Genomic DNA, 21,562 nt, shown 5'->3' with positions numbered 1-21,562 from the left:
TCACCAAACCTCCTGAAGAACCCGGATGATGTTGCCGCCGATGACCTTGGCGATCTCGTCGTCGGAGTAACCGTGCGTGACCAACCACCCGACGATGTTGCTGAAGCACTCCGCCGGGTTCTCCATGCCGCTCACGTACGGAACCCGCGGGTGGTCCACCACCCCGTGGGCCTTACCGATCGCCAGGTGCTGGGTAAAGCTGTCGTGCAGCCCGACGTGGTCACCGAAGTTGGTGTCCGGGCCGAACGCGACGTGGTCGATGCCGACCAGCTCCACGCAGTACGTGAAGTGGTCCATCACCGACTCGATCGAATGGTGTGGGTGGCCCGCCGAGAGGGTGGTGTGCGGAGCGGCCTCGATGCCGATCACGCCACCACGCTCGGCGCAGGCCCGGATCACCTCGTCCGGCTTCATCCGAGGTGTGTTCCAGACCGAACGGGCACCGGCGTGGGTGATGAACACCGGCACCCGACTGGCCTCGATCACATCCAGCGAGGTCTGGTCGCCGGAGTGCGAGATGTCGATGGCGATACCGAGCTTGTTCATCCGGTCCACCGCGCGCCGCCCGAAGTGGGTCAGGCCGCCGTCGCGGTCCTCGGAGAGGCCGGATCCGAGCATGTTCGCCTGGCTGTACGCGATGCCCATCTGGCGTACGCCGAAGCCGTAGAGGATGTCGATCCGGTCCAGCTCGTTCTCGATCATCGTGGCCGCTTCCAGACCTGCCACCAGGGCGATCTGGCCGTTGCGCTTGGCCTCGAAGATCTGTTCCAACGTGGTCGCCACCACCACGTGGTCCTGCTTGGCGATGTCGGCGAAGCGCAGACCGATGTCGTAGATGACGTCGTCCCACTTCCAGGCGTGCTCACTTGTCACGCAGCCGGTGCCGTTCATGAAGTTGTCGAACACCGCGGTCAGACCGGAGCGGGCCAGGCCCTCGAAGCCGAACGAGTTGCGGCCGGTGCGGTTGTAGTCGCGCAGCTGCGTCACGTCGGCCGGCAGGATCTTCGGGTGCTCGTGCAGCGAGATGGCCATGTGCTCCTGGAGCAGCCGGGCCACCCGGGCGTACTGCTCGGCGTTGAGACCCAGATCGTGCTCCGGCACGCGGCCGAGCTGCGGAGCCAGCTCGAAGACCTTGTAGTCAACGTGCGGCGTCAAGTAGTCGAAGGACTGGTATCCGGCGTACCGGGGGGCGGGTTCCTGCACTCGTCAACTCACCTCGTCAGCTAAGAGGCACGAGGAATGAGGTCCGACCTCATGCCTTGCTGCAACCTACCGAGGAAAGTTCATGTCAGGTAAGACTCCGTGACCCGTTCGTTATCCGGAACCAGCAAAGTTCCCGCAGGTCAGGACGGATACTCGGGCGGCTGATGTGGCGGGCGCCGAACGCCTGAGACCCGCCGACCGAACAGCGGATCCCGACCGACCGGATCACTGATTATTGGTAGGTGGTCAGACCATTGGCGCGGGACTGGTGGAGAACCGGGCAGACCACGCCGCCGAGATGGTCTGACCTTGGCACGGCGGCACCATTCGCGCTGAGCAATCGGCCAACGCCTGAGCAGTCGGCCCGCGCTGGGAACTCGGCCCGCGCTGGACACTGCGTCTCCGCCGCGGTGGGCACAAAAAAGCTCAGGCCCCCTGCGAGAGGGGGCCTGAGCTTGTGGATCTGATCCACTGACTGGGTGACTGATGGGAATTGAACCCACGACAACCGGGACCACAACCCGGTGCTCTGCCAACTGAGCTACAGCCACCATGCCGCCACGCCCGGTCTTCACCCGAGCGGTGCGAAGAAATCATACCCCCACCACTGTCGAGCGCGTCCAGCGGGTTACGGGGTGGTTCAGAGCCCGGCTGCGATGCCCTTGGCGGTGTCCACGTCCGGCCCGGGCAGCGGCACGAAGATGGTGCGCCGGTAGTACTCCAGCTCCCGGATGCTCTCCCGGATGTCGGCCAGGGCACGGTGTGCCAGGCCCTTCTGCGGCTGGCCGAAGTACACCCGCGGATACCAGCGCCGGCACAGCTCCTTGATCGAGGACACGTCGATCATGCGGTAGTGCAGGTGGGCGTCGAGGCGGGGCATGTCCCGGGCGATGAACCCCCGGTCGGTGGCGATGGAGTTGCCGCACAGCGGGGCGGTACGGGGATCCTTCACGTGCCGGCTGACGTAGTCGAGGACCATGTCCTCGGCCTCGGCCAGGGTGACCGTGGAGCGGCGTACCTCCTCGGTGAGCCCGGACTTGCCGTGCATCGTCCGGACGATCTCCGGCATGGCGTCCAGCGCCGCGTCGTCCGCGTGGATCACCACATCCACACCGTCACCAAGCACGTTGAGATCAGGATCGGTGACCAACGCGGCAACCTCGATCAGCTTGTCGCTGCCGAGGTCCAGCCCGGTCATCTCACAGTCGATCCAGACAAGAAGATCAGCCACCGGGACAGCCTACGCGCAGCCCAAGCCTCGTGGCTGCACGCCGCCGGGCCGAGCGACCGCTAGGGTTTTCCCGTGCCCGCCGATCCCGCCACACCCCGTACCGTCGATGTAGCGGACCCTGGTGCCCGCCGGGACCGACGGATTCTCAGCGTGTTGGTTGTCGCGGCCGCGCTACCGGCCCTCTACCTGCCCGGCAGGGTGCACAACTTCTTCGATCTGAAGATCTACATGTCGGCGATGGACTGGTGGGCCGCCGGCAACCCCCTCTACGACTACGTGCAGCCCGATCGGGTGCAGGGCGAGTTGTACTTCACCTATCCCCCGTTCGCCGCGCTCCTACTGCTGCCCTTCGGTCACCTCAAGCTCGGGGTCACGGTGGCGATCTTCACCGGGTTGACCCTGTTGGGCGTACTGGTCACCACGAAATGGCTGCTCGATCCGGTGCTCAGTCGACACCGGCTGCCGTACCTGTTCACCCTGGCGGTGGGGGCACTGTTCGTCCTGGGGGTGGAGAGCACCCGGGAAACCATCACCTTCGGCCAGATCAACATGCTGTTGGTGGTGCTGATCCTGGCCGACCTGCTGTTCGCCGTACCCCGGGACAGCCGGTGGGCCGGCGTGGGCATCGGGTTGGCGGCGGCGCTCAAGCTGTTCCCGGGCATCTTCGTGGTCTACCTGCTGGCGACCCGGCGGTGGCGGGCCGCGGCGGTGGCCACCGCGACCGCCGCCGGAGCGACCCTGCTCGCTGCCGCAGTCGCGCCCGGGGACTCGTGGCGGTTCTGGACGCACGAGTTGTGGGCCACCGACCGTGTCGGCCGCACCGACTACACCGGCAACCAGTCGCTGTTCGGGCTGCTGAGCCGGCTTTCCGCACCGGAAGAGCCGAGCCGCCTGATCTGGCTGCCGCTGGTCGCGGCGATCGTCGGGTACGGACTGTGGCGCGCGGTCCGCGCCTCGCAGGCCGGCGACACGCTCACCGGGCTGACCCTGACCGGCCTGGTGGCGGCGTTGATCAGCCCGATCACCTGGACCCACCACATCTACTGGTTCATCCCGGCAGTGGTGATCCTGATCGACGCGACCCTGAGCACCGACCCGCGCACCGCCGAGGGGGCACGCCGCCGCCGTCGGCTGGGCGCCATCGCCGTCGGCACCAGCGCCATCATCGTGTACGGAGTGGTCTCCTTCTACGACTGGGGAATCGCCCCGACGCCGACCGACACCCCCTGGGAATTCGTCGGACGCAACGCGTACGTGCTGCTGTGCCTGCTCCTCCTCGCCGTCCTCCCCATCCGCACCCGCACCGGAACCGGCACCAAGCCCACCAAATCCCCCCACCCCACCACCCACCCCAAAACCCCCATCCCCCGATAACCCACCCCCACCACCACCCCACCCACCGCGCACCCCACCCCACGGCGCACCCCGCCTCACAGCGCACCCCACCCCACCGCGCACCCCACCCCACGGCGCACCCCACCCCACGGCGCACCCCACCCCACAGCGCACCCCGCCTCACCCACCCCGCTCCCGCCCGATCGCACCCCCGCTCGACCAGTCCGCCCGGCCAGCCCTGCCCGTCGCACCGTCGACCCCGACGCCCCAGGCGGAGCGCCCCGCTTCGTCGCACCCCGCCCGCCTCGCCCCGCTTCGTCGCACCCCGCCCGCCTCGCCCCGTCGATCTTGCACTTTCAGTCGCTCTTACACGACTTATGCCCCCTTTGTCGGGGCACAAAGTGCAAGATCGCGGGTCCAACAGCGGTCCACCCCGCCCCCGCTCAGCGAGCCCCCGCGATCTTGCAGTTCTGGTCGCCGATAAGCGCCTTACGCCCTCTTTGCCCCGACGAAAAGTGCATGATCGCGAAGGCGAGGGCGGGCGAGAGGGCGGGCAGAGGCGAGGGTGGTGCCTGCCACGGCCTCGCCCGGCCAGCCCCGTCGATCTTGCACTTTGGGTCGCCGATGCGCGGCTTATGTCTCTTTCGCCCCGACGGAAAATGCAAGATCGCGGGGCGAGAGGGCTGGCGCGCGGGCGGGCGCGGGAACGCTGTGGCGCGCGTCGAGGGGGCGGGGCAGGCCCGGGGGGGCTGGGGAGGGGTTAGTGGGGTGGGGCTGGGGGGCGTAGGGGGTGGTGGGGGGCGGGGAGGTCGGCGAGGGTCTGGGGGCGGGGTACGGGGGCTATTGCTCGGGTGGCGGGCAGGGTGCTGCCCACCGCGACGAGTTGCCGCTCGGCGAAACGGTTCGGGGACGGGGTGCCGAGGCCACTGAGCGAGCTGATCCCGAGACGACCGGCGAGCATCGGCACCTGGTCCGGCTCGACCACGATGATCACTTCGCGGGGGCGTACCGGGCGCAGCAGGAGCAGCGCGGCGACGATCACCAGCAGCATGCCGGCGGTCAGCGAGCCCCAGGTGGCCGGGGCCAGCCAGCCGGGTCGCAACTCGGCTCGCAGTTCCAGGGTCAGGTCGGCGCGACCATCGGTGCGCATCAGCACCAGGCTGAGCCGTTGCCCGGCCAGCTCGTCGGGGGTCCATTCCAGGGTTCCGTTGCCGGCGCGGGTCCAGAAGGTCTGCGCGCCGGGTCCGGCCGGTACGGTCGGCGGCTCGCCTTCGGACGGGGTGACCGGTGTCAGTCGGACCGGCAGCGGGCCCCGGGCCAGCGCCATCCGCTCGACGACGGCGTACGGCGCGCCGGCCAGCCAGTGTCGTACCTCGTCGGCGGGAGCCAGGCCGACGAAGGCCGGGCCGTCATGGGTACGGGCGTCAAGTTGCATCCGGGCTTCGCCGACACCGGCGAACGGCACCTCCTGGCGTACCAGCTCGTCGAGGTCGGTCACCACCACCGCGTGCCCGGTGGTCTGCACGGTCTCGAAACGAGCCGCGTAGGCACCGCCCGGGTCTGCGTGACCGGTCAGCAGGCCGAGCGCGGCGGCGCCGACCAGCGCGGTGATGCCGACGGCCAGCGACAACATTCCGGCCAGCGTCCACACGAAACGCATCCGCCAAATCCCTCTCCGTAGCCAACTACCCGGCCGACCTTACCCACGACGAACGGCTGAGCAGTGGATATCCGGCAGGCACGCGGAGAAGACCGTGTGTTCTCGGCGGACAACGCGGCCGACGGAGCCTCGGCACAGCCGGCGACGGAGCGTCGGCACAGCCGCGACGGACTGTCGGCACAGCAGGACACGCGAAAGGCGGACCGCCGGACACGCGGGAGGTGGACCGCCGGACACGCGAAAGGCGGATCACCGGACAGGCGAAAGGCGGACCGTCGGGAACACGGGAGGAGGACCGTCGGGAACGACGAGACCCGCCGGGAGCATCCGGCGGGTCTCATGGTGAGCGGTGTCGGGGGTCAGGAGGCCGCCGTCGCCTCGCCGCCCTGGCCGGGACCACCGACCCGGCGGGTACGCGCGAATGCCAGGCCGCCCAGCACCAGCCCGGCGAGTCCGGCCACCAGCCCGGCGACGCCGAGCCCGACCGCGAGCCCGTTGCCGTCCGCGTCGTCGTCCTCGGCTGCCTCGGCGGGCGCGCCGGGCGATGCGGTGGGCGCACCGGTCGGCTCCGCCGTGGGGGTCGCGGCGGTGAGGGTGAGCACCGGCGCCGGGGTGGCCGGCTCCTCGCCACCCGGCTGCGGCTCGTCGATCCAGCGCACCACACCGCCGTCGGAGTAGGTCTGCAGCGCCTTGAAGACCATCTGGTCCACGTCGGGCAGCGGGCCCATGGAGACCGGGAACTCCTGGAAGGTGCCCGGGGCGATCGCCGCGTCGGCACCGGCCGTCCAGGTGATCTTGGAGATCACCTCGGAGATCTCGGCTCCGTGCACCTGTACCGGCGGGTCGACCCGGCGCTTCTCCACCGCGACGGTCCAGCCAGGCACCGGCATGGTCGACACCGAGCCGACCGGGGCGTTCTCCGGCAGGAAGATCTCCAGCTTGGTGGTCGAGGCCTCGTCACTCTCGTTCGGCACCCGGAACGCGAAGCGGCCGTAGCCGCCCTGCTTCGCCTCGCTCGGGCTGATCGACACGTGCGCCGACGCGGGCGCCGCGAAACCGAACACGGCCGTGGCGACGGTGCCGAGCGTCAGGGCCAGAACGGCACCCACGGTACGCCGGTGACGGATCATCGATGGAACCCTCTCTATCGGATGTCCACGGTGGCGGTCACCGTGGCCTGGTCGATCTCGGTGGTACGAGCGGTCACCCGCAGCTCCCACTCCCCCGCCGACGGCAGGTTGATCTCGCCGGTGGCGTGGTTGTCGGTAAGCGGCAGCAGCGGTACGTCGATCGCCTCGATACCTGCCGACGGCAGTGCGACGGTGGCCTTCCACTCCTTGATCGGCAGCGGCTGGTTGTCGAGCGTGTAGGCGTAGAAGTGCACCGAGTTGTTGCCCCGCTGGGCGGGGGCCATCTCGATCTGCATCGAGTAGAGGCTGCTCTGCACGGTGGTGGTGAAGTAGCCGCTCTCGGCACCGGCCACGTCGGCACCGGCGGTACGGGCCGGTGGGGTCTGCACCAGCACCGAGGTCACCGCCAGCACGACCGCGGTGACGGCCAACTCGACCCAGACCGCCCGGCGCATCGGTGCCGGGTGGCTGGCCGCGATCCGCTTGCGGACCAGGTGCCGTGAGTACGCGGCGACCGCGATCACCAGTGCGAACAGCCCGACCTTGGCCAGCACCAGCCGGCCGTACGTGGTGTTCACCAGGGCCGCCGGGGTGGCCACCTCGATCAGGGCCTGGACGATGCCGGCGAGCAGCAGCGCCGACACCGCCAGGGCGGCCCACCGTGACCAGATCGGCAGGATCGCGCCCAACTCCCGTTCGTCGGCCCGGGGCAGCAGGAACAACACGAGCATCACCAGACCGCCCAGCCAGACGGCCATGCTGCCCAGGTGCACCGCGTCGACGAGCACCGACACCGCCGGGGCGGGCGAGGCCGCCGGGTGCCCGGCCAGCGGCCAGGTGAGCAGCGCCGCCCCACCGAGCACCCCGAGGATGATCAGGTCGGTACGGCCCACCGAGCCGGCGAACAGCGGCCGGAGCAGGACCGCCGCAGCGGCCAGCAGCCCCAACCGGACCAGGTGGGCGGCACCGAACGTGCTGCCGAGCACCAGGCCCAGGCCGGCGCCGGTGATGTCGAACGGGCCGCCACCGTTGGTGTACGGCACCTGCAGCAGGGTCGTCGCGACGGTGGACAACGCGACAAGCCCGAGACCGATCCAGGCCAGCCGGGCCGGCGCGGTCCGGGGCAGTCGACGCGGCCAGAGCAGGGCGAGCACAAGCGTCGCGCCGACCAGCAGGAGCAGTCCGGCGTACCCGACGAACTTGCTGACCTTCACCGCGTTGCTGACCACCGGGTCGGCCCGGCTGTCATTGCCGGTGTCCACCGGCGGCTCGGACGGCGCGCCGACGGAGAAGGTGAACGCCCCGGAGACCGGGTGGCTGTCGGCGGAGATGACCCGGTAGGTGACCAGGTAGGTGCCGTTGCCGGCGGAGTTGTCGACGGGGATGCTCACCACGCTGTCGGCGAAGGTGGGCTCACCCCGGTCGACCCGCGATCCGTCCGGCGCGATCACTCGGATCTTGTCCGGCACCTTGCGGACCGGCTCACTGAAGGTGAGCACCACCTCGGTCGGCGCGTTCGGCACCACGGACGAGGCGGCGGGGCTGCTACTGGAGAGCACGGCGTGCGCCGCGGCCGGGCTCGCCGGAGCGAGCAGCAGGGCCACGACGGTCACCAGCAGACCGGCGGCGGCGGTCAGCCGGGCGAATCGGCGGCGAGGGGCGGCAGTCATGCTGGCCATGCTCGCCGATTCAGGGCCGGGAGTCATGCTCGGGTAGTCGGACGCTGAGGTGAAAAAGTTCCCGGCGTGGCGCATTGCATGGGAAGGGCCGAAGGACCCTGCTGCTCAACGCGCTGCCGCGTAACCTGGGTTGTCGTGATCCCCGCCCCACGCGACAGCGCCGCCGCCGACTCCGACGCGGCCGACCGCCGCGCCCAGGAGTACCCGGAGACGGCCGACATCGCCACCGTCGCCGCGTTGGCGGCACGCGACGGCGATCCGGCCGCCCAGGCCGACTTCGTCCGGGCCACGCAGGCCGAGGTGTGGCGATTCGCGGCGGCCCTGGTCGATCCGGACAGCGCCGACGATCTGACCCAGGAGACGTACCTGCGGGCGTTTCGTGCCCTGCCGGCCTTCGAGGGACGTTCCACGGCCCGTACCTGGTTGCTGGGTATCGCCCGGCGGACCTGCGCCGACCACCTGCGCACGGTGGTCCGCCGACGTCGGCTGGCCCAGCGGCTCACCGCCGACGCGTACACCGATGTGCCGCACCCCGACCCGGCCGGGCAGTTCGGCGCGGCCGACCTGGTCCGCCGGCTGTCGACCGAGCGGCGGGGCGCCTTCGTGCTCACCCAACTGCTGGGTCTGTCGTACGCGGAGGCCGCCGCCGTGGAGGGGGTGCCGGTGGGCACGATCCGGTCCCGGGTCGCCCGCGCGCGCAGCGAACTGGTGAACGCCGTCGGTGAGGCGTTGGCCGGGTGAACAGGAAGCTGCTGCCCTGGCTCGGGCTGGTCGTCCGCCTCGGGCTGGCCGCCGTCTGGCTGTACGCGGGCGCGACGAAGGTCGGTGACCTGGCCGCCTCCGGCCGGGCGGTGCACGCCTACCAGGTGCTGCCGTACGACGTGTCGGTGGTGGTCGGGGCGGCGCTGCCCTTCGTCGAGCTGGCGCTCGGCGTACTGCTGCTGCTCGGGCTGGCCACCCGACTGGTCGCCGGGGTCTCCGCGGCGCTGCTGGTGGTCTTCATCGCCGGCATCATCTCGGCCTGGTCGCGCGGGTTGGCGATCGACTGTGGCTGCTTCGGCACCGGCGGCGCGCTGCCTCCCGGGCAGACCCCGAGCTATCTCCCGGAGATCCTCCGGGATCTGGGTTTCCTGGCGTTGGCCGGGTTCCTGCTGATCTGGCCCCGCACGGCCGTCTCGGTGGACGGCGCGCTGACGGGCGAACCGGTGGAGGACGAGGATGAGTAGTCGCAAGGGGCGCAAGGACGCGGCCCGCGTGGTCCGGGAGCAGTTGGCCCGGGAACGGCGGCGCAAGCGGACGCTGTGGGTCTCGATCGGGGCGGTCGCGGTGCTTGTGGTCGCGGGCCTGATCGGCTGGAGCGTCTGGTCCAGTCAGAGTTCCGGAACCTTCGTCGCTCCGCCGGGGGCGACCGAGGACGGCACCGGCATCGTGGTCGGCAGCGGACCGGTGACCATCGACGTGTACGAGGACTACCTCTGCCCGGCCTGCAAGCAGTTCGAGCAGACCAGTGGCGCGACGATCGAACAGCTGGTCAGCGACGGCAAGGCCCGGGTGGTGTACCACCCGGTGGCCTACCTGAACCGCTTCTCCAGCACCCAGTACTCGACCCGCGCGTCGGCCGCGTCCGGTTGTGCCGCCGAGGGCGGCAGGTTCACCGAGTTCAGCAAGGCGCTGTTCGACAAGCAGCCGCCGGAGAACGGCGCGCAGCTCAGCGACAACGAGTTGATCGACATCGGGGCCGAGGTCGGGTTGAACCGCGACAGCTTCGGCAGCTGCGTACGCGACGGCAAGTACAAGCCGTGGACCTCGCACGTCAGCGAGAAGGCGACCGAGGCCAACGTCACCGGCACCCCGACCGTCCTGGTCAACGGCGAGCAGGTGCGGGAGTGGACGCCGGAGAACATCACCGCTGCGGTGGAGGCGGCCGGGCGGTGAGCCGTGCCCTGCTGGCCCGGGCCGGGCTGCTGCTCGCCGGCCTGGTCACCACGCTGATCGCCACCGCTGCCCCGGCGGTGGCGCACGGCGCCGACGCCCCGAACGGGACCGACTACCGGGTCGAGATCAGCGCCGTGGCCCCGGACCGCCCGCAGCTTTCGGTACGGGTGATCGAGGCGGGTGCCCGGCTGGAACTGACAAACACCGGTGACCAGCCGGTGGAGGTGATCGGCTACTCGGGTGAGCCGTACCTGCGGGTGGGACCGGACGGGGTGTACGAGAACACCCGCTCCCCCGCGACGTACCTGAATCGCACCATCGCCGGGGAGACCGTCCTGCCGCCGGAGGTGGATCCGGCCGCCGCACCGCAGTGGCGTCGGGTCGAGTCCGGTTCGACCGCCCGCTGGCACGACCAGCGGGCACTCTGGCGGGAGGCCGGACCGCCCGCCCAGGTCCGCGCCGCACCCGACCGGGAGCACCGGGTACGCGACTGGGTCGTGCCGCTGCGTGACCCGGACGGGCTGGCGGAGATCCGGGGCAGCCTGCACTGGGTGCCGCCGCCGGACGCGTACCCGTGGTGGGTGGTGGCGATCGTCGGCGCGCTCGCGGCGGGTGCGCTCGGCCTGCTACCGGCGGCTTCGGCCCCGGGCCGGCGGGCGTCGGCCGGCCTCGGCGCTCTGCTGGCCGTCGGTGGGGTGGCGGCCGTGCTGCTCGCGGTCGGCCGGACGCTGGACGCCGGCGCGACCGGGGTCGGCGCGGTGCTGCTCGGGTTGCTGACCGGGCCGGTGTGGACGCTGCTGTCCGGGCTCGGCGCGCTCGCCGCCGCCGGGTGGGCGGTGCGCCGTCGCACCGGTGCCGATTTTCCGCTGGCGTTGGCCGGGGCCTGCCTGGCGTTGTTCGCCGGGGTGACGAACGCGGCGCTGCTCGCCCGGTCCGTCGTGCCGGTGCCGTGGCCACCGACGCTCGCCCGGGTGCTTGTGGTCCTGGCCGTCGGGGCCGGAGCGGGGGCGCTGGCCGCTGCCGTCCTGCGGCTGCACACCGCCGCCCGCGCGGCCGCCGCATCGACCCCGGCACCCGCCGCGACTGTCACTTCCGAGCGGGACTGAACGGGTACGGCAGTTCGAGGCGGTGCCGGGCGAGCAGGTCGGTGTCGCCGAGCAGGTCGGCGGTGGGCCCGTCGGCCACGATCCGGCCGCCGTCGAGGATCACCGACCGGTCGCAGAGTTCGAACGCGTACGGCAGGTCGTGGGTGACCATCAACAGGGTCACCGGCAGGGCGCGCAGGATGGTGGCGAGTTCCCGGCGGGCCGCCGGGTCGAGGTTCGACGACGGCTCGTCGAGCACCAGGATCTCCGGGTGCATCGCCAGCACGGTGGCCACCGCCACCCGGCGGCGCTGGCCGAAGGAGAGGTGGTGCGGGGCGCGGTCACGATGCTCGGACATGCCCACCGCGGCCAGCGCCTCGTCCACCCGGGCGGCCAGTTCCGCCCCGCGTAGCCCCAGGTTGGCCGGCCCGAACGCCACATCCTCGGCGACGGTGGGCAGGAAGAGCTGGTCGTCGGGGTCCTGGAAGACGATGCCGACCCGCCGCCGGATCTCGGCCAGCCGCGCCCGGTCGCCTGTCACCGGCAGCCCGCCGACGGTGACGCTGCCCTCGGTGGCGCTCAGGATGCCGTTGAGGTGCAGCACCAGGGTGGTCTTGCCGGCGCCGTTGGGCCCGAGCAGGGCCACCCGTTCGCCCCGGGCCACTGTCAGGTCCACGCCGTGCAGGGCGACGTGCCCGTCCGGGTAGGCGTACCGGACGCCTCGGACGTCGAGGCTGGGTGCGGTCGATGCCACACCGTGAATCATGTCAGTACGGCGGCGGTGGCGGCGACGGTGCCGGCCAGCAGCGGCACGGTCGCCGCCACCAGCCACTGCCCGGTGGTGGCCGCCCCGGCGCCCTGCCACACCGCCGGCATCCGCCCGGTGTAGCCGCGCGACAGCATCGCCAGGTAGACCCGTTCCCCGCGTTCGAAGGCGCGCAGGAACAGCGCGCCGATGCCGGCGGCGAAGCCGCGCAGCTGCCACAGGAAGCGCGGGTCGTCGCCCCGGGAGATCCGCGCGACCCGCATCCGGCGGGCCTCGCCGACAAGCACGTCGAGGTAGCGCAGCATGAAGGTGGCGATCTGGGTGATGATCTGCGGGCAGCGCAGCCGGTCCAGCCCGACGATCAGGTCACGGGTGGTGGTGGTCGCGGCCAGCAGCAGCGACGCCCAGACCCCGAGGGTGCCCTTGGCGAGGATGTTCCACGCGCCGTAGAGGCCCTCGGTGGAGAGGCTGAGGCCGAGCACGTCGACCCGTTCGCCCGCACCGATGATCGGCAACGCGAACGCGAACAGCACGAACGGCACCTCGATCGCCGACCGGGTGAGCAGCCATCGAGGGCTCACCCGGGCCAGCGCCGCCACCACCGCGACCATCAGGGCGTACGCGCCGAAGGCCCAGAACGCCGCCCGGGGGGTGGCGACCACGGCGACGGTGAACGCCACCATCGCCGCGATCTTCACCTCCGGTGGCAACCGGTGCACCGGCGAGTCGGACTCCCGGTAGAGCACGTGGGCGTGCCCGGCACCCACCGGCGCTACCCCTGGCTCGACGCGGGTGTGCCCGACCGGTCCGCGTCGAGCGGTTCCTGAGTCGGGTCGACCTGTTGCGGGGTCGGGTCGGTGTCGCGCCGACGGAACAGCCAGAACGCGCCGCCGGCCAGGGCGAAGGTCAGCAGGACGCCCAGTACGCCGGACAGCCCGGTGGAGAGGACGTCGTTGTCGATGCCGGCGATGCCGTAGTCGGCGAGCGGCCCACCGATCTCGTGCTCCTTCTCCTGCTGGGCCGGGCAACTGCCGCCGGTGATCTCGCCGTCGGCGTCGACGGTGCAGCCCTCACGCAGCGAGGAGTCCAGCCCGTCCGGGTGCGGCGAGGCGAAGTTGCTGACCACGCCGGCCAGCAGCAGGGCCACCAGCAACCCGCCTGCGAGGAAACCCCAGAAACGCCTCACCGGACACCTCCGACGGCGGGGACGGACGCCGGGCTGACCGGCTTACGGGCGCGCAGCGCGTACACCAGATCGGGTCGGACCTTCGCCACGGTGACCACCGTGGTGGCGGTGATCAGGCCCTCGCCGATGCCGATGAACAGGTGGGACACGGCCATCGTCCCGGCCAGCCCGGCCAGGTTGCCGCCGAGGTCGGCGGTGCCGCCGAGCCAGTACTGCAGGACGAAGCCCATCGCCGCGACCACCACGCTTACCAGCGCGGCGACGAAGGCGGTGACGGCCAACCCGGCAGGGGTACGCGGCAGCACCCGCAGCAGCAGCGCGATCAGCAGGTACGCCACCGCGACCGCGATCACCCCCATGTTGGTGATGCTGAGCCCGAGCATGGCCACCCCGCCGTCGCCGAAGACGAGGGCCTGCACCACAAGCACCACGGCGATGCAGAGCGCGCCGACCCAGGGGCCGACAAGCATGGCGGCGAGCGCGCCACCGAGCAGGTGGCCGCTGACCCCGGCGGTGAAGATCGGGAAGTTGAGCATCTGCACGGCGAAGATGAAGGCGGCGACCAGGCCCGCCATCGGGGCCAGCCGGTCGTCCAAGTCCTGTCGTCCACGGTGGACGGCGAGCGCCATCGCGACCAGGGCGATCACCGCGAAGAGCGCGGCGACAGGACCGTTGATGATGCCGTTCGAGATGTGCATGGCCAGGTTTTCCACGTGACCTCCCACGGGACGGCGGGCCCACGCTCGCCGGCAGACCGAGCGTATTTCCCGTCTCACCTTGTTGCCTATAGATGGCAACAACACAGTTGTGTTAATTCCAGCGGAATGCCGAGCGTCGGGCTGTGCCCTCGGCCTGGGGGAGCCTTTGGCCCGGCCGAGCCCCTCGGCCCGGCTGAGCCCGGCCTGTCGGAGGGAGCCGTTGGCCCGGCTCAGCCCGGTCGGCCTGGCGGTCGGCGAGGTCGGCGCGGCCCGGCGGTATGGTCGGGCCATGACCGCACCCGCCCGCCTCTCCCCCGGTGACCCGGCGCCCGAGTTCACCCTCCCCACCGACACCGGTGACCAGGTCACCCTGGCCGACCTGCGCGGCCGCAAAGTCATCCTGTACGCCTACCCGGCGGCGATGACCCCCGGCTGCACCAAGCAGGCCTGCGACTTCCGTGACTCGCTCGCCTCGCTCCAGGCCGCAGGCTACGAGGTGATCGGCATCTCGCCGGACAAGCCGGAGAAGCTCGCCAAGTTCCGCGAGCGCGACGCGATCACCTTCCCGTTGGCTGCCGACACCGACAAGACGGTGCTGACCGCCTACGGGGCGTACGGCGAGAAGCAGTCGTACGGCCGTACCGTCACCGGTGTGATCCGCTCGACGTTCGTGATCGACGAGGACGGCAAGATCGAGCGGGCGCTCTACAACGTCAAGGCCACCGGCCACGTCGCCAAGCTGCGCCGCGACCTCGGCCTGGACTGATCTGGCGTGATCGACTCCGGCACGGCGCGGGGACTGGCCTAGTGTGATCGACTCCGTTACGGCGTAGTGGGGGTATCGGCCCGACCGGGAGACCGCCACTACGTCGAAACGGTGTCGATCACACCCTCGGAGGCCTCGACAGCGGGCCGGTGCGACGCCCTAGACTCTCAGTGCCGGCGGGAGTGGCGTAACGGCAGCCGCGGTAGGTTTAGGTCCTATTGTCCGAAAGGACGTGGGGGTTCGAATCCCCCCTCCCGCACCAACACCCTCTGCCCTGTCGGGCGCATCACGATCACGGGCGTCGGGCCGGCGACTTGGCGAGGATGTGCAGGTGACCCTGCGTTTCGTCCTCGACCCCGAACTCACGCCGCAACTGCGCGCCGACATCGTCGCGCTCTGGGTGGACGTCACAAACGCGGGCGGCGCGGTCGGCTTCGTGGCACCGGTCACCGCCGACAAGGTGCGGACGATCGCCGACCCGACCCTCGCGGGCATCGCCGACGGCCCAGACCGACTGCTGCTCGGGTACGACGACGACCGACTGGTCGCCATGGCGATCTTCACCGATCCACGGTTCCACCTGAAGCGGCACCTGCGGGTCCTCACCCGGGTGATGGTCCACCCGGACGTTCAGGGACGCGGTGTCGGCGACGCGCTGATGCGTACGGCCGCGCAGATCGGGCGGGACCTCGGGCTGGCGGCACTGCACGTGACGGTACGCGACGGGCTGGGGCTGGACCGGTTCTACCGGCGACTCGGCTACCGCGAGGTGGGCCGGTGGCCCGGCGCGATCCGGGTCGCCCCCGGCGACGACCGGGACGAGATCCTGATGTGGCTCGGTCTCAACGAGGATCAACCCCAGCAAACCACCGCGGACTCGACCCGCTGACCTGAGCATCCCGCCCGACCTGTGTAGAAGTAGCCTCCCGGCCGGGTCCTGACCCGCGCGGATCACCGCCCGGCGGGACCCCGACCACGCGGGTGTGAGATCGGAGAGCGTCCGTAAGCTCGCCGACCAGCGCGGTGCGCGGGCAGGCGGCCGCGGATACGAGCGCGGTCAGGCGCAACCTCGGGGTCCCGCGTCGGGCTGGATCGACGCGAGTGCCACCGCCTCCCGGTCCGGGGCTGCGATCACCGTCGGTGAGGCTGACGCGCCCACCGGTGCCAGCGTCGACGGGGACGGGCGTGCCGACGCGCGGGCGGTCGGCTTCGGGCTGGACGAGGGCGACCTGGGGGCGGTGGTCGAGGCGGGCGCGGTGGTCGACCCGCCCGAGGTGCCGCCGTACATCCGGACCGTGCTGCGCTGGACCTGGCCGGGGGCCATCCGGATGCCGGAGGCGGTGACCCGGTGGCCCCGGATGTCGGTGACCCGGATCTGGAACGGGCCGGGGCCGGCCCCGGAATCGATCAGCCAGTAGTTGTAGCTCTGCCGGCTCGCTGCCCGCCAGTTGCCCGAACTGCCTTGGCGTACCTCGACGGCACGCAACGGATTGCCGTGCCCGGCCACCAGGACCGCGAACCACCACTGCGACGCACCCTCCTTGATCCGGAAGGTGAGCGGGCCGGTCAGCGGCGGGTCGACGACCAGGCGGTAGCTGACGTCGACGACGCCGCGGACCGGGTCGGCGATGCGGGTGAACGCCTCCCTGGACAGGTCGAGGTGTCCGGGTGGGCACTCCGGGCACTGGTCGGCGACCATGACCCGTACGGTGCCCCTGGGTCCGGTGACGTCGAGATATCCGCCGCAGGCTGCGCCGTCGGCGTACTTGTCGGGGCCGAGTGCGACGTAGAGCCGGCCGGCGGGGGCCGTCGGATAGGAGCAGTTGCCGTCCGTACCCGTCGAGTCGTAGAAGGTCGCCTTGCCCTTGCCGACGCTGCCGGCAGCCCGCGGGGCGAGCAAGGCCGGCGGGGCGAGCATGGCCGGTGGGGCCAGCATGGCCGGCGGGGCGACCATGGCAGCCACCGGGGCGAGCGGCGCGGCGGCGTGCTGCGGTCGGATCGGCGCGGCGCAGGCGGGCGCGGCACCGGAGCGCAGCGCCAGGGTGAGGCCGAGGACCGTGGCGACGACGACCACGGCCCCGCCTGCCAGCCAGCGACCCTTGCGGGGACGGCTGGCTGTTGTCCGTGCGGCGGGGCCGTCGGTTCCGTCGGTCACGTGCACCGATGCTGCCCGACGACGGCCATATCGGACAAGCGACCTAAGCGAAAGCTAAGACGGGGTCGCCGACGCTGATCCGGCCGGACTCCAGCGGCACGAGGTTCAGCCCGAACAGCAACTGACGGTCGACGTTGCGGTGCCGCGCGAGGGTGCGCAGCGGCTCCCGGCCGCGTACCCCGGTCTCCTGGTCGGTGGTGGTGACCAGGCAGCGGGCCGACGGACCGGCGGCCCGGAACGCGACGCCGCCAATCCGCAGTTCCCGCCCCTCCCAGCCGTCCTCGGCCCAGGCGGGCGCCCCGTCGACGACCAGGTTGGGCCGGAACCGGGCCATCGGGACCGGGTCCGCGCCGGCCTCGGTGAGCCATTCGCCGAGGGCGGCCAGCGACGCGGTGCTGGTCAGCAGCACCGGGTACGCGTCGGCGAAGCTGACCTGGTCGCCCGGGTCGTGCTTCTTGCGGCCCGGTTCGATGTGCCGGGCCGGCTCGGCCAGCCAGACCAGACGGACCGGCCGGTCGAGCACCTGACCGAGCCAGGCGTCGGCGGTCGGGCCGGCGGGCAACGCGTCGACCCGCAGCACCCGGCGGCGGAACGTGCGCACCTGCACCGGAGGGACGCCGGCCGGCTCCGGGACCAGCAGGTCCGGGTGACCGGCGGCGCTCAGCCGCAGGCCACCGGCTTCGGGGCGGGCGTGCACCCGGACCAGCGCGGTGGTGTCCCGCTGGGTCACTCCGACACCGTCGGCGTCGACAAGCATCCACCGCCGGTCGCCGTCGAGCCCCCACGGCCGCACCTCGGACTCGTCGTGGGTCAGACCGCGACAGCCCTTGACCGGGTACGTGTTGATCTCACTGAGCCGCACCCGGTCACCATGCCACGCCGATGCCGTCCCCCGGGTACCAGTGGTTCGCCGGGGTCTCCCGGTAGGCGAGGAACTTCCGGCCGGTTCGCTCGGCGTGCCGGGCCAGCACGTTGGTGTGGGTGACGTTGTCGGTGAGCAGCATCGCCCCGGGGGCCAGCTTCGGCTCGACGGCCTCGAACTCGCGCTTCTCGTACGACCGGCTGTGGTCGCTGTCGTGCAGGAACAGGTCGACCGGCTTGTCCAACGCGCTTATCGACTCGACCGAGTCACCGATGACCAGGTCGATCACCTCGGACCAGGGCGCGACCCGGGCGAGGTAGCCGGCCTCGGGGTTGATGTCGATGGAACTGACCCGGCCGGGGTGGCCCTCGGCGGCGTTGCGCAACAGGGCGGCGGCCAGGACGCAGCTGCCCAGTCCCTTGTCGACACCGGTCTCCACGATGTGCGCGGGTCGGCGGGCGCGCACGATGGCGTACCACCCGATGCGCCGGGCGTACCGGACCTGCTTGTCGGCCAGGCCACGGCGCGCGGCGCTGCCGATGGTAGAGGCGATGTGCTGGCGCAGCGCGTCGTCCGACTCGATCTCGTCCAGGTACCCGCGGACCTGCGCGACCGGCATGTCACACACCACGCTCACGAACCAGGCCAGGTGGCTACGGCTGAGCTTGGTCAGCTCGTACGTGTAGTTGTGGTGTTCGCGGGAGGCGAGCAGCCATCGGGCCGAGGTGCGCAGCACCTTGGCGTCGTGGCGGGCCACCGTGACCAGCCGCTTCGGGAAAGCGGCAACGGGGGCGAGACGGGTCCGGGCGATGGCCCGACGCAGCTTGACGGCATCCACCGGTGGGTTGTACCAGACCGGCCGAAACATTGGGGTAACAACGGAGGCGAACATTTTCCCGCGCCGCGACAGATACCGGTCGGTCGACCTGATGCAATCTCGGCCCGAGTGTGAGCACGATCGAAAAGCCGGGGCATGCGAGTGGCTTGCACAAATCAGTAGCATCCCCACCATGCGTCAACACCACGGGGATCTCGAACCTGAAACTGCGTTCCTTGCCCGGCCGTCAGCGCCACCGCAGAGCACGGATGAGCAGCCCACGCCGGAGCCGGTGGGCGATCGCCCGAATCGTCGGCGTCGCCGGTGGAAGCGCGTCGGCCTCATCTGCTTTCTGGTGTTGATGCTCGTCGGCGGCGGCGGCCTGCTTGCCGGGGGTCTGTACTACCGCTCGATCGAATCCGGCATCGAACGGGTCGAGGCCTTCGACGGCATCCCCGAGGAGTCCCGCCCGCAGGCCGTGGCGGGGGACGCGATGAACATCATGCTCCTGGGCAGTGACTCACGCGATCCGGACAGCAGCTCAGGATCCCGTACCGACACGATCATCCTGGCCCACCTGCCCGCGGACCGGTCGAGCGCCCAGCTCATCTCGATCCCCCGGGACACCTGGGTGAGCGTGCCCAAGTCACGTGACGGGCGCGGCGGCCGGGACGCGAAGATCAACGCGGCGTACGCCTGGGGTGGCGTGCCGCTGATGGTCCAGACGGTGGAGAAGTTCACCGGGGTCCGCGTCGACCACGTGACGATGGTGGACTTCTCCGGCTTCAAGGAGATCGTCGACGCGCTCGGCGGCGTCGAGATCACCGTCGAGAAGGGCTTCACCTCACGACACTCGCTGAACCCGGGTGGTCGGCGTGAGTTCGTCGCCGGCCGGCAGACGATGGACGGCGCCGCCGCGTTGGACTACGCCCGCGAGCGGTACGCGTTCGCCGACGGCGACTTCACCCGCATCAAGCACCAGCAGCAGGTCATCAAGGCCATCCTGGACAAGGCCGCCTCCGGTGGCACGCTCACCAGTCCCACCAGGTTGAACTCCTTCGTCCGGGCCACTGCCGACTCGGTGGCGGTCGATGAGTCGATGTCCCTGCTGGACCTCGCGATGGAACTGCGCCATCTACGCGGCGGCAACCTCGACTTCTTCACCTGCCCGACGAAGGGCACGGGCCGGATCGGCAGTGAGAGCGTCGTGCTGGCGGACCGGGAGAAGGCGAAGGTCCTCTTCGACGCCGTTCGCCGCGACTCCGTGCCGGACATCGTCGCCGCCGCAAAGTAGGAGCAGGAACTGACGCGCTGACTTGTGGTAAACGGCCCATCCCGGTCGTATCCTGCGGTCGTCCCCTGTGACCTGGCGTCGGCAGGGGGCGCCACGGGGAGGTTTCAACCATGTCGAGCCAGCCGGCGACCCGCCGTTCTGCGCCCATGTCGCGGGTCGGTGACCCAGCCCAACATCGGACAGTCACCCAGCACCCGGGTGACGACCAGGACGAGGAGCTACCGAGCGACTTACCTGCCGCCTCGCAGGCAGCGGCAACGCGCGACCACGGGACGAGGGGGCAGAGCGACCGCACGGAGGTACCGCCCGGTCTGTTGACGACCGCCGTACTGCCCTATGCCCGGTCCCGGACGTCGCCGCGCACGCATTTCCTGCGCGCCTGGATGATGACGCTGCCAGTCGATGTCGCCGCCCTGCTCACCCCCCTGGTGCTCAGCCAGGACTACTGGCGCGGGACGTTGGCGAACGCCGTACTGACGGTGGCGATCTTCACGGCCGGCGGGCTCTACCGACCGCGCCGGCACCTGAGCATCCTTGACGAGTTGCCAAGTCTGTCCGGCCGGCTGCTGGCTTCGGCGGCGGTGGTCGCCATCATCGCGGCCGAACGGCACGAGTCGGTGACCTACGTCGGCGGATTCATGCGGGGCGTCGCCCTCTCGGCGGTACTTGTCATCGTCGGCCGCGCAGTGAGTCGGGCGTTCATCACGCTCGTCCGTCAACGGCGTTGGGTCGAGCACAACGCCATCATCGTCGGCAGCGGCCCGATCGGGCTCGAACTGGCCCGGTTGCTGCGCCGTCATCCTCGGTACGGCCTGCGTTACGTCGGCTGCGTGGACGCGCCCACCCGAGCCGACACCGGTGCCCTCACGGTGAGCGGCAACCTCGACGACCTCGAACATCTGGTACGGCTGCTGGAATGCGACGTCCTGGTCATCGCCGATCCGGACTGCTCTGAGTCGGAACTCATGGAGACCCTGCTCCGCCCCCGCAGCTCTCGCTGTGACCTCTGGGCGGTCCCCCGCCTGTGGGGTTCCCGCTCCCACGGCGGATACCCCGACCACATCGGGGCCATTCCGATCGAGAAGATCGGCGACATCACCTTCTCCGGGCCCAGATGGGCCGTCAAACGGGCCTCCGACATCCTGTTCTCCGCGACCGCGATGCTCGTGTTGAGCCCGCTGCTGCTGCTCTGCGCCCTGGCCACCTTCGCCGACGGCGGACGGGGCATCTTCTTCCGTCAGGAGCGGATCGGCCGCTACGGCAAGCCTTTCCGGGTCATCAAGTTCCGCTCGATGCGGCCAACCGACGACGCCGAGTCGCAGACGAACTGGTCCATCGCCCACGACCAGCGGGTCAGCCTGATCGGCCGGTTCCTGCGCCGCACCTCGCTCGACGAGCTGCCGCAGCTCTGGAACATCCTGCGCGGCGACATGAGCGTGGTCGGACCACGACCCGAGCGGCCGTACTTCGTCGAGAAGTTCTCCGCGGAGTATCCGAGCTACGCGATGCGCCATCGGGTTCCCGTCGGCCTCACCGGCCTCGCCCAGGTCAGCGGGCTGCGCGGGGACACCCCGATCTCCGACCGGGCCCGCTTCGACAACTACTACATCGAGAACTGGTCGCTCTGGCTCGACATCAAGATCGTGCTGCGTACGGTCAGGGAGGTGCTCCGCGCCGGTGGCCGTTGAGCGGTATCTACATGGCGCCGCGCTCCCGGCGGCCCTCGGCCGGTCGACACCGACCATGTCCGAGCCGGACGA

20 protein-coding genes, 2 tRNA genes and 1 pseudogene are annotated in these 21,562 nt (G+C 70.8%); 10 read left to right on the top strand and 13 right to left on the bottom strand.

Annotated elements, in window-relative coordinates:
* From Vgi01_RS18415 to orn, 3 genes are all read right to left on the bottom strand, one after another.
* Positions 1-1,203, bottom strand: a complete 1,203-nt coding sequence (locus Vgi01_RS18415; protein ID WP_102660735.1) for a dipeptidase — start codon at positions 1,201-1,203, stop codon at positions 1-3.
* Positions 1,204-1,681: 478 nt separating this feature from the next.
* Positions 1,682-1,754, bottom strand: a tRNA-His gene (locus tag Vgi01_RS18410).
* An 89-nt stretch (positions 1,755-1,843) separates the two neighbouring features.
* The gene (gene orn / locus Vgi01_RS18405) at positions 1,844-2,434 is read right to left on the bottom strand and encodes an oligoribonuclease (RefSeq protein ID WP_081476034.1); all 591 of its coding nucleotides are present in this window, start codon (positions 2,432-2,434) and stop codon (positions 1,844-1,846) included.
* 72 nt (positions 2,435-2,506) lie between these two features.
* On the opposite strand from orn, the gene Vgi01_RS18400 reads away from it, so the two are divergent.
* Complete coding sequence (locus Vgi01_RS18400) at positions 2,507-3,808, top strand: glycosyltransferase family 87 protein (protein WP_239089039.1); 1,302 nt, start codon at positions 2,507-2,509, stop codon at positions 3,806-3,808.
* Between the two features lie 721 nt (positions 3,809-4,529).
* Here Vgi01_RS18400 and Vgi01_RS31240 read toward each other — a convergent pair.
* The 3 genes and pseudogenes from Vgi01_RS31240 to Vgi01_RS18385 form a co-directional block, all read right to left on the bottom strand.
* Positions 4,530-4,901, bottom strand: a pseudogene (locus tag Vgi01_RS31240) (hypothetical protein); the annotation flags it as partial.
* A gap of 887 nt (positions 4,902-5,788) precedes the next feature.
* Positions 5,789-6,559 (bottom strand): YcnI family copper-binding membrane protein, encoded by a 771-nt coding sequence (locus Vgi01_RS18390; RefSeq protein ID WP_102659428.1) that lies wholly within the window; start codon positions 6,557-6,559, stop codon positions 5,789-5,791.
* A 14-nt stretch (positions 6,560-6,573) separates the two neighbouring features.
* Positions 6,574-8,238 (bottom strand): copper resistance CopC/CopD family protein, encoded by a 1,665-nt coding sequence (locus Vgi01_RS18385; protein ID WP_204291837.1) that lies wholly within the window; start codon positions 8,236-8,238, stop codon positions 6,574-6,576.
* A gap of 135 nt (positions 8,239-8,373) precedes the next feature.
* On the opposite strand from Vgi01_RS18385, the gene Vgi01_RS18380 reads away from it, so the two are divergent.
* The 4 genes from Vgi01_RS18380 to Vgi01_RS18365 are packed head-to-tail and all read left to right on the top strand — an operon-like array spanning position 8,374 to position 11,279.
* Positions 8,374-8,979: a sigma-70 family RNA polymerase sigma factor gene (locus Vgi01_RS18380; protein WP_343898576.1), complete on the top strand. Its 606-nt coding sequence runs from the start codon at positions 8,374-8,376 to the stop codon at positions 8,977-8,979.
* Positions 8,976-9,464, top strand: coding sequence for a MauE/DoxX family redox-associated membrane protein (locus tag Vgi01_RS18375; protein WP_102659426.1), 489 nt, complete (start codon positions 8,976-8,978; stop codon positions 9,462-9,464). The genes Vgi01_RS18380 and Vgi01_RS18375 overlap by 4 nt, the downstream gene beginning before the upstream one ends.
* Complete coding sequence (locus Vgi01_RS18370; protein ID WP_204291836.1) at positions 9,457-10,173, top strand: DsbA family protein; 717 nt, start codon at positions 9,457-9,459, stop codon at positions 10,171-10,173. Before Vgi01_RS18375 ends, Vgi01_RS18370 begins: the two co-directional genes overlap by 8 nt.
* Entirely contained in the window at positions 10,170-11,279 is a 1,110-nt protein-coding gene (locus Vgi01_RS18365; protein ID WP_239089038.1) for a hypothetical protein, read from the top strand. Before Vgi01_RS18370 ends, Vgi01_RS18365 begins: the two co-directional genes overlap by 4 nt.
* Here the strand turns inward: Vgi01_RS18365 and Vgi01_RS18360 are convergent.
* The 4 genes from Vgi01_RS18360 to Vgi01_RS18345 are packed head-to-tail and all read right to left on the bottom strand — an operon-like array spanning position 11,260 to position 13,923.
* On the bottom strand, positions 11,260-12,024 hold the full coding sequence (locus Vgi01_RS18360; RefSeq protein WP_102659423.1) for an energy-coupling factor ABC transporter ATP-binding protein: 765 nt from the start codon (positions 12,022-12,024) through the stop codon (positions 11,260-11,262). The two genes, Vgi01_RS18365 and Vgi01_RS18360, sit on opposite strands and share 20 nt — an antisense overlap.
* Positions 12,021-12,791, bottom strand: a complete 771-nt coding sequence (gene cbiQ, locus Vgi01_RS18355; protein WP_204291834.1) for a cobalt ECF transporter T component CbiQ — start codon at positions 12,789-12,791, stop codon at positions 12,021-12,023. The genes Vgi01_RS18360 and cbiQ overlap by 4 nt, the downstream gene beginning before the upstream one ends.
* 5 nt (positions 12,792-12,796) lie before the next feature.
* Positions 12,797-13,210 (bottom strand): PDGLE domain-containing protein, encoded by a 414-nt coding sequence (locus Vgi01_RS18350; RefSeq protein ID WP_204291833.1) that lies wholly within the window; start codon positions 13,208-13,210, stop codon positions 12,797-12,799.
* Positions 13,207-13,923 carry an energy-coupling factor ABC transporter permease gene (locus Vgi01_RS18345; protein WP_204291832.1) on the bottom strand — a complete coding sequence of 239 codons (717 nt, stop codon included), beginning with the start codon at positions 13,921-13,923 and terminating at the stop codon, positions 13,207-13,209. Before Vgi01_RS18345 ends, Vgi01_RS18350 begins: the two co-directional genes overlap by 4 nt.
* A gap of 274 nt (positions 13,924-14,197) precedes the next feature.
* On the opposite strand from Vgi01_RS18345, the gene bcp reads away from it, so the two are divergent.
* The 3 genes from bcp (at position 14,198) to Vgi01_RS18330 (ending at position 15,563) form a co-directional block, all read left to right on the top strand.
* Entirely contained in the window at positions 14,198-14,674 is a 477-nt protein-coding gene (bcp, locus tag Vgi01_RS18340; protein WP_102659435.1) for a thioredoxin-dependent thiol peroxidase, read from the top strand.
* A gap of 176 nt (positions 14,675-14,850) precedes the next feature.
* Positions 14,851-14,936 (top strand) — tRNA-Leu (locus Vgi01_RS18335).
* A gap of 69 nt (positions 14,937-15,005) precedes the next feature.
* The gene (locus Vgi01_RS18330) at positions 15,006-15,563 is read left to right on the top strand and encodes a GNAT family N-acetyltransferase (protein ID WP_204291831.1); all 558 of its coding nucleotides are present in this window, start codon (positions 15,006-15,008) and stop codon (positions 15,561-15,563) included.
* Positions 15,564-15,731: 168 nt separating this feature from the next.
* On the opposite strand, the gene Vgi01_RS18325 is transcribed toward Vgi01_RS18330, so the two are convergent.
* From Vgi01_RS18325 to Vgi01_RS18315, 3 genes are read right to left on the bottom strand one after another with little or no spacing between them, the layout of a single operon-like run.
* Complete coding sequence (locus Vgi01_RS18325) at positions 15,732-16,829, bottom strand: expansin EXLX1 family cellulose-binding protein (protein WP_239089036.1); 1,098 nt, start codon at positions 16,827-16,829, stop codon at positions 15,732-15,734.
* Positions 16,830-16,872: 43 nt separating this feature from the next.
* Positions 16,873-17,691 carry an MOSC domain-containing protein gene (locus Vgi01_RS18320; protein ID WP_102659418.1) on the bottom strand — a complete coding sequence of 273 codons (819 nt, stop codon included), beginning with the start codon at positions 17,689-17,691 and terminating at the stop codon, positions 16,873-16,875.
* Positions 17,692-17,695: 4 nt separating this feature from the next.
* Positions 17,696-18,529 (bottom strand): O-methyltransferase, encoded by an 834-nt coding sequence (locus tag Vgi01_RS18315; protein WP_204291830.1) that lies wholly within the window; start codon positions 18,527-18,529, stop codon positions 17,696-17,698.
* A 340-nt stretch (positions 18,530-18,869) separates the two neighbouring features.
* Between Vgi01_RS18315 and Vgi01_RS18310 the strand changes: the two genes are divergently transcribed.
* Together Vgi01_RS18310 and Vgi01_RS18305 are read left to right on the top strand one after the other, a co-directional pair.
* A complete protein-coding gene (locus tag Vgi01_RS18310; protein WP_239089043.1) occupies positions 18,870-19,802 on the top strand; it encodes an LCP family protein in 933 nt (310 codons plus the stop codon).
* 383 nt (positions 19,803-20,185) lie between these two features.
* Positions 20,186-21,490: a sugar transferase gene (locus Vgi01_RS18305; RefSeq protein WP_204291828.1), complete on the top strand. Its 1,305-nt coding sequence runs from the start codon at positions 20,186-20,188 to the stop codon at positions 21,488-21,490.
* The last annotated feature ends 72 nt before the right edge of the window (positions 21,491-21,562 follow it).

It is taken from the genome of Micromonospora gifhornensis (genome assembly GCF_016863515.1).
GTDB lineage: Bacteria > Actinomycetota > Actinomycetes > Mycobacteriales > Micromonosporaceae > Micromonospora > Micromonospora gifhornensis.
Note: the sequence above shows the minus strand (reverse complement) of the source record. Positions and strands in the feature narration are given on the sequence as shown.

What these genes read in the sequence shown, in the direction of transcription:
- bcp (WP_102659435.1), top strand. Translation starts at nt 14,198, where the DNA reads ATGACCGCACCCGCCCGCCTCTCCCCCGGTGACCCGGCGCCCGAGTTC.
- Vgi01_RS18390 (WP_102659428.1), bottom strand. Translation starts at nt 6,559, where the DNA reads ATGATCCGTCACCGGCGTACCGTGGGTGCCGTTCTGGCCCTGACGCTC.
- Vgi01_RS18310 (WP_239089043.1), top strand. Translation starts at nt 18,870, where the DNA reads ATGCTCGTCGGCGGCGGCGGCCTGCTTGCCGGGGGTCTGTACTACCGC.
- Vgi01_RS18385 (WP_204291837.1), bottom strand. Translation starts at nt 8,238, where the DNA reads ATGGCCAGCATGACTGCCGCCCCTCGCCGCCGATTCGCCCGGCTGACC.
- Vgi01_RS18370 (WP_204291836.1), top strand. Translation starts at nt 9,457, where the DNA reads ATGAGTAGTCGCAAGGGGCGCAAGGACGCGGCCCGCGTGGTCCGGGAG.
- Vgi01_RS18305 (WP_204291828.1), top strand. Translation starts at nt 20,186, where the DNA reads ATGATGACGCTGCCAGTCGATGTCGCCGCCCTGCTCACCCCCCTGGTG.
- Vgi01_RS18360 (WP_102659423.1), bottom strand. Translation starts at nt 12,024, where the DNA reads ATGATTCACGGTGTGGCATCGACCGCACCCAGCCTCGACGTCCGAGGC.